This is a genomic window from Kothea flammea (assembly GCF_052161645.1).
Lineage (GTDB): Bacteria > Planctomycetota > Planctomycetia > Pirellulales > Pirellulaceae > Laterigemmans.
In genome coordinates this window covers 6,319,228-6,334,467 of the sequence record NZ_CP197414.1, presented here as the reverse complement: position 1 = coordinate 6,334,467, position 15,240 = coordinate 6,319,228, and the positions used below count along the sequence as shown (strand labels likewise).

The 15,240-nt window shown below is 55.8% G+C and carries 14 protein-coding genes; 9 read left to right on the top strand and 5 right to left on the bottom strand.

All coding sequences use genetic code 11. The features are described from left to right. Positions 1–136 precede the first annotated feature (136 nt). The 3 genes from SH139x_RS23570 (at position 137) to SH139x_RS23560 (ending at position 2,747) form a co-directional block, all read left to right on the top strand. Positions 137–712, top strand: coding sequence for an RNA polymerase sigma factor (locus SH139x_RS23570; RefSeq protein WP_488352210.1), 576 nt, complete (start codon positions 137–139; stop codon positions 710–712). Positions 713–833: 121 nt separating this feature from the next. After that, on the top strand, positions 834–1,547 hold the full coding sequence (locus tag SH139x_RS23565) for a hypothetical protein (RefSeq protein WP_488352209.1): 714 nt from the start codon (positions 834–836) through the stop codon (positions 1,545–1,547). Between the two features lie 87 nt (positions 1,548–1,634). Then, a complete protein-coding gene (locus SH139x_RS23560) occupies positions 1,635–2,747 on the top strand; it encodes a CsgG/HfaB family protein (RefSeq protein ID WP_488352208.1) in 1,113 nt (370 codons plus the stop codon). 160 nt (positions 2,748–2,907) lie between these two features. Here the strand turns inward: SH139x_RS23560 and hemW are convergent, their stop codons facing one another. The 3 genes from hemW to SH139x_RS23545 form a co-directional block, all read right to left on the bottom strand. Next, entirely contained in the window at positions 2,908–4,056 is a 1,149-nt protein-coding gene (gene hemW, locus SH139x_RS23555) for a radical SAM family heme chaperone HemW (RefSeq protein ID WP_488352207.1), read from the bottom strand. Then, positions 4,053–4,892 (bottom strand): MBL fold metallo-hydrolase, encoded by an 840-nt coding sequence (locus SH139x_RS23550; RefSeq protein WP_488356068.1) that lies wholly within the window; start codon positions 4,890–4,892, stop codon positions 4,053–4,055. Before SH139x_RS23550 ends, hemW begins: the two co-directional genes overlap by 4 nt. Positions 4,893–5,090: 198 nt before the next feature. Continuing rightward, the gene (locus tag SH139x_RS23545) at positions 5,091–5,897 is read right to left on the bottom strand and encodes a segregation and condensation protein A (protein WP_488352206.1); all 807 of its coding nucleotides are present in this window, start codon (positions 5,895–5,897) and stop codon (positions 5,091–5,093) included. 259 nt (positions 5,898–6,156) lie between these two features. Between SH139x_RS23545 and ilvN the strand changes: the two genes are divergently transcribed. Genes ilvN through surE form a run of 4 tightly spaced genes read left to right on the top strand, consistent with a single transcriptional unit; the run spans position 6,157 to position 8,828 of the window. Then, complete coding sequence (gene ilvN, locus SH139x_RS23540) at positions 6,157–6,699, top strand: acetolactate synthase small subunit (RefSeq protein WP_488352205.1); 543 nt, start codon at positions 6,157–6,159, stop codon at positions 6,697–6,699. Between the two features lie 57 nt (positions 6,700–6,756). Next, positions 6,757–7,764: a ketol-acid reductoisomerase gene (gene ilvC, locus SH139x_RS23535; protein ID WP_488352204.1), complete on the top strand. Its 1,008-nt coding sequence runs from the start codon at positions 6,757–6,759 to the stop codon at positions 7,762–7,764. A gap of 1 nt (position 7,765) precedes the next feature. Then, positions 7,766–8,161: a Rieske (2Fe-2S) protein gene (locus SH139x_RS23530; protein WP_488352203.1), complete on the top strand. Its 396-nt coding sequence runs from the start codon at positions 7,766–7,768 to the stop codon at positions 8,159–8,161. Then, positions 8,127–8,828, top strand: a complete 702-nt coding sequence (gene surE, locus SH139x_RS23525) for a 5'/3'-nucleotidase SurE (protein ID WP_488352202.1) — start codon at positions 8,127–8,129, stop codon at positions 8,826–8,828. Before SH139x_RS23530 ends, surE begins: the two co-directional genes overlap by 35 nt. Before the next feature lie 12 nt (positions 8,829–8,840). Here surE and SH139x_RS23520 read toward each other — a convergent pair whose 3' ends face one another. Together SH139x_RS23520 and SH139x_RS23515 are read right to left on the bottom strand one after the other, a co-directional pair. Beyond that, positions 8,841–9,194, bottom strand: a complete 354-nt coding sequence (locus tag SH139x_RS23520; protein ID WP_488352201.1) for a carbon storage regulator — start codon at positions 9,192–9,194, stop codon at positions 8,841–8,843. Between the two features lie 535 nt (positions 9,195–9,729). Beyond that, the gene (locus SH139x_RS23515) at positions 9,730–10,062 is read right to left on the bottom strand and encodes a hypothetical protein (RefSeq protein WP_488352200.1); all 333 of its coding nucleotides are present in this window, start codon (positions 10,060–10,062) and stop codon (positions 9,730–9,732) included. A 368-nt stretch (positions 10,063–10,430) separates the two neighbouring features. Between SH139x_RS23515 and SH139x_RS23510 the strand changes: the two genes are divergently transcribed. Both SH139x_RS23510 and SH139x_RS23505 read left to right on the top strand, forming a co-directional pair. Continuing rightward, positions 10,431–13,430, top strand: a complete 3,000-nt coding sequence (locus SH139x_RS23510; protein WP_488352199.1) for a secretin N-terminal domain-containing protein — start codon at positions 10,431–10,433, stop codon at positions 13,428–13,430. Between the two features lie 101 nt (positions 13,431–13,531). Next, positions 13,532–15,226: a GspE/PulE family protein gene (locus SH139x_RS23505; protein ID WP_488352198.1), complete on the top strand. Its 1,695-nt coding sequence runs from the start codon at positions 13,532–13,534 to the stop codon at positions 15,224–15,226. The last annotated feature ends 14 nt before the right edge of the window (positions 15,227–15,240 follow it).

Genomic DNA, 15,240 nt, shown 5'->3' with positions numbered 1-15,240 from the left:
TGCTTTTCACTGATAAAACTCAGAAACTTGGGAAATCTGAGGAAATTCTCCCTCTGAATCTTCACTTATCTCGGTTTTATTACACGAAAGGTGGGCAGAACCAGCGTAAAATCAGATCGCCCAGCCGACGAATGCCATGCCAGACTCCGACGAACACCTCATTTCACTCTGGAAGACGTTAGCTGATGAGACCGCGCTGTCCCGTCTGGCTAGTCGTTACTTGCCTCAGTTTTATCGTACCGCGCGTGCCATGATGTTGTCGCATGTACAGTCAGAGGATATTGCGCAGGAAGTCATGTTACGGGTCATTCGAGCTCTACCGACCTTTGTTGGCGAGAGTGGATTTCGTGTATGGAGCTATAAGATACTACTGAATACCATTCGCACAGAATGTTATCGATCCAAGCGACGAAATCATGCAAGTATAAACGCGAGCGAATTGGCCTCGATGCCAGTAGATTCCAAGACTAAAGAGCCGATCACTCATTCAATTAGGAGTGAAATACATTCAGCTTTTGAAAGGGCACTTGGCAAGTTAACCGATTCGCAACGGACTGCTCTGGTTCTGATGCATTTCGATGGCCTAACAGCTAACGAAGCAGCGGCAATGCTGGAGTGCTCTGTCGACGCCATTTACCAACGTATTGCCGAAGCCAAACGCAAGCTAAAGACCGATGTACACTTGCGTTCCCTGTGGATCGAATCAACTTAAGCCGATAATTCCCATGACTGAAACGAAGTTAACATCGTCTACTCCCTCTCCGGACCCATTGGATCCTTTATTGGCCGAGTGGAGCTCGCAATTCAACTGCAGCCCTGACCAGGTCGCAACGATGTGGAACCGGGTCTCAGATTCGCTCGCTGCAGACAGGCACGGTGAGGGTGCAAGCGAACGTCCCGCCAGTTTGCCCGTGCCCTCTCGCATAGGGCTGATGCATTGGCGCGTCAAGCTATCTTTGGCAGCTTGTCTATTGCTCGCCCTTGGTCTGGGTGGTTTGAAGTTACGCGAAGGTCAACAAGACGCTCGCCAACAGGCGCTGTCATCAAACGACAGTCTCGCACGCTTTGCATTCACACCGGAGGAACTTCACGAAAACGAGGTTTTGGTGTCCGAAATCCAGCAACTCTGCCTAAAGCCGATTTTGGTCCGAAAGACAAGTTCCGGCTGGGATATCAATGAAGTCCCTTCCTTGGACAACGCGGACGCGAGTCGTAAGACAGCGATGGTGATACGTTGTTTGCTCATGGAATCGACTTCTCCGGTGAATTCTCCAAACGATTCTTGGCGAGTAGTCGATCAAGAGGAAGTCATCACAGATACCGAGTACCAACACATCGCAGCGAATGACCAACCTGGCGACATAGAGGCTTGGGTACATTTACTTCCTGACCAGAGTTTATGGACTGAATGCCACGACGGTGCGCGTGAAGCAGTGTGTGTGCTCAAACAAAACGAACCCAGTATCGTGTGGGAAGAAAGGTCAAACGACTTAGGCGTCAGGCGTTTCGTTGTTGTCTACCAATGCCTCGACATTGATGACGTTTAACTACCGATTGAACTCGCACTGGTGATTTACTTGGCGAACGACAACATGTCCAAAAACAGTGTTAACGGAGGTGTAAGGGTGATGACTATGAAAAGCTTGATTCTGTTGATCATACCGATATCCATGATGCACGGCCTTGTGGGGCTGGCGTGCGCCGAACCTGTCTCGGTAGCTATTCTGCCTTTTCATGCCCGGACTCCAATCACAGCGGACTCGAGCCGCGGGCGTGCAGAAATAAGGTCACGGATAGAGAGAACTTCAACAATTATCGGGCAAGAAACTGAAAACGAACGCAGGAGTGTGTTGGGCGATAGTGGAACTCGATCACGTGATATCACAAATCGATCCGTCACAACAACGGAGATGAAAACGGAAATCTTCAACTCGGAACAGGAGAAGGATATCGCGGATACTGTTGTCGATCTACTGACGATCAAGCTGCTAACTTCTCCCAATATTATGCTCGTAGAGCGAAATGAGATCGACCGAATCTATGATGAACTGAAGTTGAGCCGAGCGGGAATTGTCAACTCTGCAGAAGCGAATCAAGTCGGACGGCTTTCTGGAGCCAAGCTGCTTGTGACCGGCTCAGTCGTTCAGATTGACAACGACCTCTTTTTAATCGCCAAGGTTATGGGAACAGAGACGAGCCGCATCGCGGGAGCATCTGTCAAGGCTCCGGCCAACTCTGACCTAAATGAATTGGTCGATAAGCTCGCAACCGAGTTAGAGAAAGTCTTCAGCAGCAAAACGGTATCCTTGCTCCCCAAAGTAGAAACTGAAAATGATTGGATTTACCGGGTCACCAAGAGACTCGCAGATAAGAAACTTCCTACGGTCACTGTTCAACTGGAAACCAAAAAAGGTCAATTAGATTTGGCGGCTGTAACGGAACTAGAGCGACTCTTGAAGGAACTTGGCTTTGATGTTGTCGCGGGAGACCATCTAAACGCGCGTCGAGCTGAGTTAGCGATTGTTGGTGAAGCCAAGTCGGAGTTCGCGTATCGCCGTGGTGATTGGGTGGCTACACGATGCCGAATCGACTTGCAGATACGCTCTCAGGGCGATGGCAAGGTCCTAGCGTCGGACTCAGAAACTTGTATGGTTTTCGATATCGCGGAACAACAGGGCGGAAAAGAAGGACTGCAAGATGCGATGAGGAGACTTGCCGAACGCGTCGCGACGAAGATGATTTGGTGATTCTAAGTGGTACCGATATGATTCGTTACCGACCTAGAGTTCGATTCGATGAAGCCGCTTTCGGGTCGCGCGGTTCAAAACCGGAACCGCGGCTAGCGCCGTTGCGGCTAACGTGAACCGCGGCTAGCGCCGTTGCGGCTAACCGTTTTACAAATGATGCTCAAAACAGTTTTTCTAAGATGCTGTCGCTGAGGTATAGCCCGCGCTCGGTTAAGCGGAGGATATCGCCTGCGCGGGCCAGCCATCCGTCAGCGACAAACGCGGCAATTTGTTCCCCTCGCGTTTGTTCGACGTCGACGCCTGTTTCACGGTGGATTAAGGCTAGATCGATACCCGCCAGCATCCGTAAACCAAACACCAACCGTTCGCGGGCCCATGTTTCCGCATCGAGTGACTCCGTATCCGCGAGCGGTGATTTTCGTTCTAGCAGGCGGCGCACGTAAGTCGTGGGGCTGCGATGATTGACTTCGCGTCGTCCCTGCACAAAGCTGGCCGCACTGGGGCCGGCGGCGTACCAACCGCGACCTTCCCAGTAAGCCAAATTGTGTCGGCATTGATGGCCGGGTCTGGCGAAGTTGCTAATTTCGTAATGCTCAAACCCCGCGTCGGTCAGCGTCTTGATGGCCAACTGGTACATCGCCAGTTCGGTGTTCTCACCCGCTGATTGAAAAACGCCCCGATCCCGCTGGGACCAAAACCGAGTTCCTTTCTCATAGGTCAAGCCATAGGTGGAAACGTGTTGTAACGGTAGCTCAAGCAACTGTTGCAGATCGACCGACCAAGCCGCTGCGGTTTGGCCGGGCGAGCCAAAAATAAGATCGCACGAAACATTGCCAAACTGAGCGTCGGCCAATTCGATCGCTCGCGCGGCAATCGCGGCATCATGATCACGCTCCAGCACGTGCAGCGTGTCGGCGGCAAAGGACTGGACTCCCAAGCTCAATCGATTGACCCCGGCGTCGGCGAGTCGCCCTAACCGTTGCGGTTCGATGTCACCCGGATTAGCCTCCACGGAAAATTCGCCACCAGACTGGAGGACGAACCAACGGGTTACTAGTCGCAGCAATCGGGCTAACCATGCTGGCGGTAAATGCGTGGGAGTTCCGCCACCAATAAACAGGCTATCCACGGGGCGCGGTTCGCCCAGCATGGCCAACTCAATTTCCAGCGCCTGCAGGTACGATTCTGCGTAATCCTCGTCCCGCCCCGCCAACACGCTGAAGTTGCAATACCCGCAGCGGTGACGACAAAATGGCACATGCACATAAGCTGCCCGCGGCTCTGGCCAACCAGCCAGCAGTTTGTTCACAGCCACAATCGTAAGCGGCCATCAAGCATGTCGGGTAATCGTCGGCTGATCCAACGGCGAATCTGCTGGTCGCTGTAACGGGTGCTGAAGTGCGACGCAATCACAACCTCATTTTCAAATTGGTCGCTACGCTGGACGAAGTCATCCAGGTGCATGTGGCCGTGTTTGTGGATCTTGTCCTTGCGATGCTCGGGGGCGACAAAAGTCATTTCCGTGATCAACAGCCGGGCTTGGTACAGTTCCGGGTTGTCGTCCAAACCGTGTGGCGAGGTATCCCCGGTGAAACCGACGAGCGGGACACGAATTTCGTCGGTGATCGCCACGCCAGAGAGTTTGACTTGGCGAATCTCGGGGCCGCTGAGGTGCTGAAACTCGGCCTTCAATTTGTGGCGTCGGTGGCTGATCAGAAAACCAATCGACGGAATTGTGTGACGGGTCTTCAAGACTTTAACAACCAGCTCCCGCGACAAATCTAACTCGTCGCCCGGTTCGACACCGATCAACGAGCAAGGCATACCGCCCCGATCGAGCTGCGCGAACGCTTTGAGCAATCGCTCGCAACCGGCTACCGCCGAGGCGGGCAAGTAGATCTTGGGCGGATCCATCTTCATCATCCGCCGACGGGAGACATAGGCGGGCAGGGCGGCGATGTGGTCAAGGTGAGCGTGAGAGATTAGCGCCGTTGGAGTCCCCATGAAATCCCATGGCTGGACGCCCAAATCCATCAGCAACTTGAGTTCAGAAATTCGCCAACAGGTTTGCACAGCGGCTCGCGAATAGCCCTCGACGGTCAAATCGCACAACTTCTCGCTGACCAGCGGGACGTTCCCCAACACTTGACCGGCCGTATCAGGTGACGATTTTTCAGCGTCGGACGATTGATGGTCAGATGAAGGGGGCAAGGGATCAGTGCGCGTGATTCGAGGGCGAAGATGACCCGCCGCAGCAGGGAAGGCGATTTTACGGACGGTTGCCGATTCCGGCAACCACCGAGCGGCTCGCTGCGATTGGCCCTGCAGTTAGCGGCCCTGCAGTTAGCGGCCCTGCACGGGCATGTTGCTCGATTGCAGTTTGGCCGCGTCGTAGTTGTCGACTTCGTTGACATTCAGCTGGGCGGTAAAGTTCGCCGCTTTGACGATGCGAATTTCGCCGGTTTCCGGGTCTTGTTCCGCCATCACGCCGTGGTGCCGGGTCAGTTCCAGCATTGCCAAGAAAATTCCTATCAGCACCGTCTTGTGCATGCCGGGCTGGAATAAATCGTCGAACATCACGCAGTCTTCGTTGCAGATCCGCAGGTGAATTCGTTGCATGTGAATGTGAATTGGCGTCTCATCTTGGACCACTTGTGGCTTCGGTGGGCCTTTGGCTTCACGCATGATCCGCCCGAATGCGCTAACCAAATCCCAGATCTCCAGATCGGCGATCGGTTGGTCGCCCAAGGCGTTGCGGCGGGGGGGCAAATCGTCGCTCAAGCGAGGGTAGCGCTGCTGCCAACTTTGGCTCATTTCCTCAAGCACGCTCGAGGCGTCACGCAATCGCTTGTACTCCAACAACCGCGCGACCAGCTGCTCGGGGGCCTCTTCGACCATCAGCTCCTCGGCCGTCTCCGTTTCGGGGCGTGGCAAGACGGCTTGGCTTTTCAGCTCCACCAGCGTGGTCGCCAAGTCGAGAAAATCGCCCGCCGCGTTGACGTCGATTTCCTGCAAAATTTCCAAATAGGAAAAATATTGGTCGATGATGGTCGCCAACGGCATGCTCGTCAGCTCGACCTCCTGCCGCCGCACCAAATACAGCAGCAGGTCTAGCGGACCTCGATAAGCTGGCAAATCGACTCGAAACATCCACGGCTCCAGTCATACAAACATATTTCTGACCGTTTTCCGAACCCAAGCGAGTTGCCGACGATCCTGGACTTAGGCCTTGAATCGCGACCATCCCAAGATTTCCGCGATAACGCAAGTGAAGACGGCGATGATGTCCGTTCATTCGCCGGCAAACTTCCGACCCTTGTTCATTTAGATAGGTGAAACTATGATTCGACCTTTTACGCCTCGTAGGGCAATTCCGCTGACGGGGGATCTCCAAATCACAACACGAACCATGCGTCACGTCCTCTCTGCCCTTGTCCAGAACGTTCCCGGCGTGCTGGCCCACGTTTCCGGTATGTTGGCCTCACGAGGATACAACATCGATTCGTTGGCTGTCGGTGAAACCGAAGACCCGCATCTTTCCCGCATGACATTCGTGGTCGTGGGGGATAATCGGGTGTTGGATCAAGTTCGCAAGCAGTTGGAAAAGATCATCACCATTGTTCGGGTGGATGATGTCAGTTCTTATGACTACGTCGAACGCGACTTAATGCTGCTGAAAGTCCGCGCGGAAGCGGGCAAGCAGCGAAGCGAGATTCGCGAGCTGGTCGATATTTTCCGCGGTCGCATTGTCGACGTGGGGCCCGACGAGATCATGATCGAGATCAGCGGTCGGGAGAACAAAATCGAGGCCTTTATCGCTCGCATGCGTCCCTTTGGAATCACCGAACTGGTCCGCACCGGACGAATCGCGATGGTCCGCAGCGACAGCGGCATGCCGAGCGAAGAGTCCGATGAAGGTTCGCAGGTACTGCCCGAAGATCACGCTTCCTAACCCCCACGATATCCCGACAACTCATTTTTAACCTCGCAATTACTGGAGACCCGCCTGGTGGCCGCCACGATTTACTACGAAGCCGACGCTGATCTTTCGGTCTTGAAAAACAAGACGATCGCCATTTTGGGCTACGGCTCGCAAGGTCATGCTCAAGCCCAGAATCTCCGCGATAGCGGTTGCAACGTGATCATCGGCCAACGTCCCGGCGGCCCCAATTTCGAGTTGGCTCGCCAGCACGGTTTCGATCCACTGCCGATCGACAAAGCGACGCAGCAAGCTGACATTGTCAACATCTTGCTACCGGACGAAGTTCAGGGTGACACTTTCAAGGCTCAGATTCGCGACAATCTGCAGCCCGGCAATATCTTGATGTGCTCGCACGGCTTCAATTTACACTTCGGTCAAGTGGAACCGCCCGCCGGTGTTGACACTCTGTTGGTGGCTCCCAAAGGGCCCGGGCACTTGGTTCGCAGCGAGTACGTCAAAGGGGGCGGTGTGCCCTGCCTGATCGCGATGGGCGAGGGGGCGGCCGATCTCACGAAACAAGTTGGCTTGGCGTATGCCAAAGGTATCGGTGGTACCCGCGGTGGCGTGATTGAAACGACGATCGCCGAGGAAACCGAGACCGACTTGTTCGGGGAACAAGTCGTGCTGTGCGGTGGAGTCAGTGAGCTGGTGAAGGCGGGTTTCCAAACGTTGGTCGAAGCCGGTTATCAACCTGAGATGGCCTACTTCGAATGCATGCACGAGTTGAAGCTGATCGTCGACCTGTTCTACGAGGGTGGACTCAGCTACATGCGTTACAGCATTTCCAACACGGCCGAATATGGTGACTACACGCGTGGATCGCGGATCATCACCGCGGAAACGCGAGCCGAAATGAAGAAGATTCTCAATGAAATCCAGACCGGTCAGTTTGCTCGCGATTGGATTTTGGAAAATCGTGCCGGAGCCGCTTCCTTCAAGGCGATTCGTCGCCGCGAACGCAATCTGCAAATCGAAGATGTCGGTCGCCGCCTCCGCCGCTTGATGACTTGGATCGACGAAAAAGAAGTAGACTGAGATGCGTCCGCCAGATCATTCCGAGTCGGGTGGCCAGCCGCAACCTGATGGCGGCCCGCCTGATCGCTGGATCGCTGTCGCCGACAGCGATCAATTAGCGGGCGAAGCAGCTCTGGAACGGGTGGTGGAAGGTCAGTTAGTGGCAATCTTTCGTCATCAGAATAAGCTCTATGCCCTCGAGGCACTCTGCGCTCATCACGGTGGGCCGCTAGCTGAGGGCAGCGTGGCGGCAGGTTGTGTCACTTGTCCCTGGCACGGTTGGACCTATCGGTTAGCTGACGGTACGCAAGCAACCAGCGGCCAGCAGCTAATTCGAGCTTTCCCTATCCGTGAACGAGACGGCCTGATTGAAATCGGCTGGAGTGGACCAACGAAGTATGCGAATTCTGCTGACTAATGATGATGGCATCGAAGCCCCCGGCTTGGCCGCTTTGCATCATAGCTTGAGTGAATGGGCAGAGGTGTTGGTGGTTGCCCCGCGTGATCAGCGGAGTGAATGCGGGCACAGCGTGACGACGCGTGGTTCGATCCATTTCCAGCAGCGGTCGCCGGACTGGTGGGCGGTCGACGGGACCCCGGTCGACTGCGTGCGGATTGCTTGCCAGTGTTTGGAAGGACCGATCGATGCCGTTTTTTCCGGCGTGAATGAAGGAGGCAACTTGGGAACCGAGATTTATCTTAGCGGCACGGTGGCCGCAGCCCGAGAAGCCGCTTTCCATGACATCCCTGCGGTCGCGATCTCCCACTATCGCCATCCCCAGATCGCCAGAACATGGGACCACGTCCCCCGGTGGTTGCGCGGACGACTGCAACCGCTAGTAACTTCCCAGCACAAAGTCGGGCAATTCTGGAACCTGAATCTTCCAGCCATTGACCCTGCCCAACCCGTCCCCGAGTTGGTTTCGGCGAGCACAGACTGTACTCCGCTACCTTTCGCGTTCGTCAACGAGGGTGATCGCGTGCGATACACGTGTGATTATCAAGGACGAGCACGTCACGCCGGCACCGATGTGGCGATTTGCTTTGGTGGCAGCATCTCGCTGGCGGCAATTCCACTCCGTTAGCCGGCAACATGATCAGCCGGCGACATGATCGGGGATGCTAATTTCGACATCAAACGTAACTCTATTCGCCGCTGCCGGTGGGGTGCGCTTGCCGAGCGGGCCGTTTAGAGACTTTCCCGGCACGGTCGCTCGCCCCGCCTTCTTGGCGGTCTCCCCGGTCGCTTGCTGGCCAGCCGCTGTCTCTTGCTGCGGATCCACCGACTGGCTTGAGTCGGCTTGTTGCTCCAGTTCGCCACGCACGATGCGAACGTCTCGCGGAGCTTCAATGCCCAACGTGATGCGATTTCCCGAAATGCGATTGACGGTCACAACCACGTTTTCGCCAATCACCAAACGTTCGCCTTCTTTTCGACTTAGAACTAACATATCCCTGCTATCTCCCTTAAAGAGTGCTCGTTGAAACTTCCTATTTACCGCTAGCTCATGAGTCGCCAGCCCGGAATTTTTCCAGTAGGCAAAACATGTGCCAGTCGAGCTGTTACTAAGCCCGGCGTGAGCTACCTATCAGGCATTATTCGCGCCAAACCGCGATTAATTTGCAAAAATCAAATAAATCACTTCAGTTTTAGTAGTGACGATCCGACCGCTCAGCGAGTTCGCTAGCCACTGCTGGTTTTGTCGTAATCGCGCTAAAAAAGACCAAGAACTGTTTGTCGTCTCAAAGCGAGACAAGTTTTCTCAAAATGAGACAGCCAAAGTCCTTTCCGGCGGTGAACGCCATCTCAGTCGGGCGACCGGGCGAAAGCTCGATTGCTGCGACTGTGCTGTGATTATCCCTGGTGGCTGTGACACCTTTGGTCACAACCGCAAGATTTTTTTGAGAATATTTTTGAGCCCGGCCAAAAACGACTGGCAGCTCTAATACTCGCGGCGGTTCATTTTCGGTTCACTGAGTCGGTTCTTAAAGCAACCAGAATAACAGCGGAGCGACTAACCCAAGGGAAAATGCGGCGACAAGCAACCACAGCACGCCGGCGCGAAACGACAGGCGGCCTGTTCCGTAGGTTGGCGATGAGCGATCGCGAGAGCCGCCAAATTCCCGTTCTACGTAGCTTTCGTAGTCGAAATCGTCATCTTCCTCGGCCCAGCCCTCACTTTGCTCGTCCAGATCCCAGCCATCCGCATCGCTGGCCCCACATTGGCGACAAGAGAGCCGCCCGGCGGTGACCGGGGAGCCGCAAATTGGGCAAACGAAACCGTCGGGCGCGGCACCCGGTCGCGGAGTTCGCCCCATTGTGATCTTCCTAGGTTGCCGCGGCGAAGTTCCCCAAGTCGAAACTAACGCCGCTCTGTGGGGTTATGACTGATGTAGCGCCTCCGATTTCCTCACTGTTTTTTACTCTGAGGAAATTGCCCGACGCCACATGAGAATTTGCAATTATTATCTAAGCTCGAGTTGACGAGTCGAATCCCGTAACATACCGACTCTACGCGATTAAACAAACTACCCCCAGGTCGGGTGCCCTATTCATGCCAGGCAGTGAACATCAATCCGTCACGACCCTCATCCACTCCCCATCCTGTGGGAGCTGGGTTTCGCTTTTCCCACGTTCTTTGGCGCTGCTCGTGACCCGCTTCGCACTTATTTTCTCATTGTTGACGTTGGCACTGTCTCCAGTCGTCAACGCCCAGGGAACCGATGACCAGGGAGCGGTCGCTGCTGAAGTCTCGGCCAGCGACAGTTTTGAGCCGGCTGCGATGCCGCCCGAGCCAACCAGCCAGCCCGAACCGACGGTCGACGACCAAGTCCGCGTGCGTTTGAATTTCAACGGCACCCCCTGGAAAGAAGTGCTCGAGTGGTTCGCCGACGAAACGGGGATGTCGTTACAACGCAGCGCTTGGCCAACCGGCACTTTTAGCTATTCGGATCCTCGCCGCAGTTATGACATCAGCGGTGCCATCGACGCCATGAATTTGGTGCTGATGCGGGAAGGCTTCGCCCTGATTCGCCGCGGTCAGTTGATGCTGTTGGTCGACACGGAGGATGATTTCGCGCGGGATTACTTACGCGAGCTGGCCGAACCGGTCACACCGGACGAGCTCGACCAACGAGCCAACTCCGATTACGTGCGAGTCGCTTTTCCGCTCGGCGCTCTAGATGCCGAGAGCGTGGTCAAGGACCTGGAGAATCTCCGCAGCCCTTCCGGCTCGGTGCTGGTGCTGGGGGCATCGCGAGTCATCGTGGCGACCGACACCGTGGGCGTGCTGAAATCGATTCGCGATGTTTTGCTGGCGTCCGATGCGGTTGACGGCGGGGTGATGGAATACCAATTGAAAAACCGTTCGGCCGAAGATGTCCTGGAAGTAGCTCGACCACACCTCGGTTTGGAAGCTGGAGTGAACACGGGCGAGGACATTAACCTGTCCACCAATTTGATGGGCGACCGCATTTTCGCGACCGGCGACCCGGTCAAGTTGCGGATTCTCAAAGGTTTGATTGCCAAAGGGGATATCCCTTTGCCCGTGGCCGAGGATGGTACGGTCGCTCCCATGGAAGCGCCCGTTCTCTCGCGATACGACAGTGGTTCGGCCGACCCCACCGTTGCGCTCGAAGTCTTACAGCGACTGCTGGCCGGTTTGCCCGATGTGCGTTTGACTTTGGATCCGAAAACCCAAGCGATCATTGCTCAGGCACGCCCGTCAGAACACCAATTGATTCGCGACACGCTGGCTGAACTGGGGGGCGCTTCGAGTGGATTTAAGGTGATCCAGTTGCGGCGGATCGACCCCCAAGCGGCGCTGCTGACGATCAATAAGTACTTCGGGAAAACGGCTGAGAACACGGTGGGACCGACCGTCGATGGCGATCCGGAAACCAAGAAATTATGGGTGAAGGGAACGCTTCAGGAGATCGAGGAAGTTGAACGCCTAATCCAGGAATTGGAAGGTGGCAGCGGTTCGGATCTGTTGGGTGACCGCATTCGTATCTTGCCCTACACGGGGCGTAGTGCGGAAGCGGCTCTCTCGCAACTGGAAGGCCTTTGGCAAGTCAGTGGTCGCAAGAACCGAATTCGGATCATCTCTTCGCAAGACCTTCGCAACTCCGGTGGCCAATCTCGTGGTGGCAACATTCCTGAGCGGCGTCTGAATCAAGCCCCGCCGACACCTCCGGCTGGCAACTTTCGGCGTGTTCTCCCGGGTGATGCCCAAGAAGCCGTCCGGGGGCGGCGGCCGGCCGATGATGCGGCTCCCGACAACGCGCCCGCACCGCGAGCAAACGCACAGCCACAAGGCAATGGCCAACCGATCGACACGGCCTTGGAAGCAGCCAGTGAACCGCAAGAATTTGCGGACAAACTGCAACGTTTGGTAAGCGCACCGTTGGTTTCCCAGTCGCCAAGCGAACAAGTTCCGGCTGATCAGCCGCCCGCTGAGGAAACACCTGCGGCTGACACGCCTCAAGGCGACCAGCCTACAGGCGACCAGCCTACAGGCGAAACTCCCGCGGAAAACACGCCTGCGAAGGAAATCAACAGCGACATTATCATTCAAGTGACCCCTCAAGGGATCATTGTTGCATCGGATGATGCGGATGCCCTGAATGATTTCGAAGCCTTGATGGCCACGCTGGCAGATCAAATGGCGCTCACCGATGATCAACCGACAGTTTACTGGTTGAAGTACATCAAAGCCGACGTGGCGGCCGAATTGCTCAACAGCATTCTTGGTGGAGCCAGCTCTGGTGGTGGTGGTGGCGGGCTCGGTGGCGGACTGTTGGGTGAAATTGGTGGCGGCATGCTGGGTGGTCTGATGGGGCTTGGCGGTGGCGGCGGAGGTGGAGATTCAGGTCCCATCCTGACGACCTCTGGTACCGTTTCGATCGTCCCCGATTCACGACTCAATGCCCTGATCATTCAAGCAAACCAGAGCGATTTGTCACTGGTTGAAGACATTCTTCAGGTCATCGATCGCGAAGAAAGTCCGGAGGATGTGCGGACGACCCCCAAGCCGCAGTTGATTCCGGTCATCTATCAGAACGCCACCGAAGTGGCCAACATCGTCAAGGGTGTCTACAGCGACCGGATTGCCGGTCAAGCGGGTGGTCAGAATCGCCAGCCTTCGCCGGAAGATTTCATCAACGCCTTGCGAGGACGTGGCGGACGTGGTGGAGGGGGGCAAAGTGACAATAATAAGCCCACTCCGATTTCCATCGCCGTGGATACCCGCAGCAACGCATTAATTGTCTCGGCTCCTCCGCAAGATTTCCTCGACATCCGCGAACTGGTCGAAGTCATTGATCAAAGCGGTATGGATTCGGAAGAAGACGTTCAGGTCATCACCCTTGGCGGCAACGTGAAACCGGACGTGGTCTCCAACGCGCTGAGTGCAATCCTTGGTCCACGCGCGACAACCAGTGGGACCGCAGCGCAACCTGGCGCGACGAATACGAATGGCAGCGGCACCAGTGGCGCAACAGGGGCTTCACCCAACGACATCCAGCAGCGGATCGAAATGTTTCGCCGCATGCGGGAAGCGGGGGGAAGTAGTCGAGGTGGCAGCACCGGCGGTCGCGGTGGTTTCGGTGGCGGCAGCCCCTTCGGTGGTGGCGGAAGTCCTTTCGGTGGCGGCAGTCGCGGTGGTAGAACCGGTGGTGGGCGATAGCCTGTGGTCGATGACCCGGCGGCGATTTGCCGCTGGGTAGCAGCCCAAGAACTTTTTATAATCCGTAGCAAGATAGCAATGCTTGGTGGAGAGAAATAACGATGATCATGGAAGCAGGTGAGATCCTCCGGCGGCGCGGGCTATTGACGGAAGACCAGTTGGAAGCCAGTCGTCGTTCGGACTCGCCTAACGTGGTTTCTTCAGCGGTCAGTTTGGGATACGTGGAAGAACGCGCGGCACTATCCGCGTTGGCGGAAGAATTGGGGCTCGAATATGTCGACTTGCGGGAGTACGACGTTGATCTCAAAGCATTGTCTGGTTTCCCGCAAAAACTGATTTATCGCCACGCGTTGTTTCCGATTCGGATTGACGAGGATGTGCTGCACGTCGCTACCTCCAATCCGCTCGACCTCTATCCGCTCGACGAAGCCAGCGCGGCGACCGGGATGACGATCGTCCCGGTGATCGCCGAAGGGACTGAGATTGCCCGCTTGGTGAAACGTCACTTGGGTGTCGGTAGCGAAACGGTCGAAGGGCTGCTGGCTTCGGTCGAGGACGAAGATGACATTCAATTGCTCGACGCGATTGAAACCGACGGCAGCGAACTGTCCGAGATGGCACAGGAAGCTTCGGTCATCCGCTTGGTGAATGAGATTTTGCTGGAAGCGGTCGACTCGCGGGCTAGCGATATTCATATTGAATCTCAAAGCGATGGCTTGGTGATTCGTTATCGGATTGACGGGATTCTCCATCCCCAACCGGTGCCGCCCGAAATCAATCGTTTCCAAGCGGCCATCATCAGCCGTTTGAAGATTATGGCGCGGCTCAACATTGCCGAAAAGCGGTTGCCGCAAGACGGTCGGATCAAACTGCGAGTGCATGGCCGCGAAGTGGATATTCGGGTTAGCGTGATTCCGATGATCCATGGTGAAGGCTTGGTCATGCGGGTGCTCGATAAGGGCAGCATGAAATTTGACTTGCAAGGTTTGGGGATGGATCCGCAGACATACGCGGAGTTCAAAAAGCTGATTCACCTGCCCCACGGAATTATTTTGGTCACCGGGCCGACCGGTTCTGGTAAAACGACGACGCTATACAGCAGCTTGCTGGAAATTCGCAGCCCGGAAAACAAAATTATTACCACGGAGGATCCGGTCGAATACCAACTCGACGGCATCAATCAAATCCAAGTCCATCATAAGATTGGTTTGACTTTTGCCGCTTCGCTGCGGAGCATCCTGCGGCACGACCCCGACGTGGTGCTGGTGGGGGAAATTCGTGACTTTGAAACGGCCGAAAATGCCATTCAAGCATCACTCACCGGTCACTTGGTCTTCAGTACTTTGCACACGAACGATGCGGCTGGTGCTTACACGCGGATGGTCGACATGGGGGTCGAGCCCTTCTTGGTCGCCAGCACTGTGGAAGCGGTGATGGCGCAGCGTCTGTTGCGTCGCCTCTGTCCCGATTGCAAAGAGCCTTACGATCCGACGGAGGAGGATGTGCCAGCAGATTTCCCCTGGGCGGAACTCGACGGGCGACCATTATACAAATCGGTTGGTTGTCGCAGTTGCCGCGGAGTTGGCTATCTTGGCCGAATGGGTATCTATGAGCTGCTGGTCACGACCGAAACGATTCGCGATCTGGCCAATCAACGGGTCAGCAGTTGGGAGATTCGCAAAGCGGCTTCGGCTGCCGGAATGCGTTCTCTCCGCGATGACGCGTGGGTCAAAGCCATGCAAGGGCGAACCAGCATCGACGAAGTGTTGCGAGTCACCAAGGCTGACCCGGTCTAACGTGCCGAGCCGCC

Coding starts and splice junctions, on each gene's coding strand:
- SH139x_RS23545 (WP_488352206.1), bottom strand. CDS start 5,897: ATGTTTCGAGTCGATTTGCCAGCTTATCGAGGTCCGCTAGACCTGCTG.
- SH139x_RS23515 (WP_488352200.1), bottom strand. CDS start 10,062: ATGGGGCGAACTCCGCGACCGGGTGCCGCGCCCGACGGTTTCGTTTGC.
- SH139x_RS23565 (WP_488352209.1), top strand. CDS start 834: ATGTGGAACCGGGTCTCAGATTCGCTCGCTGCAGACAGGCACGGTGAG.
- SH139x_RS23560 (WP_488352208.1), top strand. CDS start 1,635: ATGAAAAGCTTGATTCTGTTGATCATACCGATATCCATGATGCACGGC.
- SH139x_RS23505 (WP_488352198.1), top strand. CDS start 13,532: ATGATCATGGAAGCAGGTGAGATCCTCCGGCGGCGCGGGCTATTGACG.
- SH139x_RS23530 (WP_488352203.1), top strand. CDS start 7,766: ATGCGTCCGCCAGATCATTCCGAGTCGGGTGGCCAGCCGCAACCTGAT.
- SH139x_RS23570 (WP_488352210.1), top strand. CDS start 137: ATGCCAGACTCCGACGAACACCTCATTTCACTCTGGAAGACGTTAGCT.
- ilvN (WP_488352205.1), top strand. CDS start 6,157: ATGCGTCACGTCCTCTCTGCCCTTGTCCAGAACGTTCCCGGCGTGCTG.
- SH139x_RS23520 (WP_488352201.1), bottom strand. CDS start 9,194: ATGTTAGTTCTAAGTCGAAAAGAAGGCGAACGTTTGGTGATTGGCGAA.